This is a genomic window from Streptomyces sp. CLV115, from assembly GCF_038448545.1.
In the GTDB taxonomy this organism is placed as follows: domain Bacteria; phylum Actinomycetota; class Actinomycetes; order Streptomycetales; family Streptomycetaceae; genus Streptomyces; species Streptomyces sanglieri.
This window is the reverse complement of the sequence record NZ_JBCEWQ010000380.1, coordinates 1-503: the sequence shown is the minus strand read 5'-3', so window position 1 is coordinate 503 and position 503 is coordinate 1. Positions and strand designations below refer to the sequence as shown.

Sequence of the window (503 nt, the reverse complement as noted above, 5' to 3'; positions counted from 1 at the left end):
GAAGGGTGAAGGTTTCACTGCCCACGTCAACGAGGGCGACAGGGTCAGGACCGGCGATCCGCTCCTGAGCGTCGACCTGGACAGCATACGGCCACGCGTACCGTCGCTGATCTCCCCCGTGGTCGTGACCAACGCGGCCGGGTTCACCATCTCGGAACGCAGCAATGATCCGGCGTCAGTGCTCTCAGTCACCGCAGGATGACCCGGTGCAACGTCCGGATCGCTCACGGCACGCAACGACGAAGCAGGGATCGCTCAGACAAGGGCACGTCATCGTCAAGAAGATTTACAACAACAATGTTCTTCTCGGCGTCAACGGTTCGGGGACCGAAATGGTCGTCAATGCTCGCGGTATCGCCTATGGACGACACCGCGGGGAGATCGTCGATGCCTCATCGGCCCAGCGATATGTCGCAGAGGGTGCCTATCGCACGACCGCCATCGCATCACTGCTAACGAACGCCACTCACACCGAGGTGCGAGTGGCACAGGCAATCGTCGAA

2 protein-coding genes are annotated in these 503 nt (G+C 61.0%); both read left to right on the top strand.

What is annotated here, in order from left to right; all coding sequences use genetic code 11:
- Positions 1 to 202: PTS glucose transporter subunit IIA (locus AADR41_RS42245; RefSeq protein ID WP_342287788.1), on the top strand; the 202-nt coding region annotated here is incomplete at its 5' end.
- A gap of 4 nt (positions 203 to 206) precedes the next feature.
- Positions 207 to 503: CAT RNA binding domain-containing protein (locus AADR41_RS42240; protein WP_342287786.1), on the top strand; the 297-nt coding region annotated here is incomplete at its 3' end.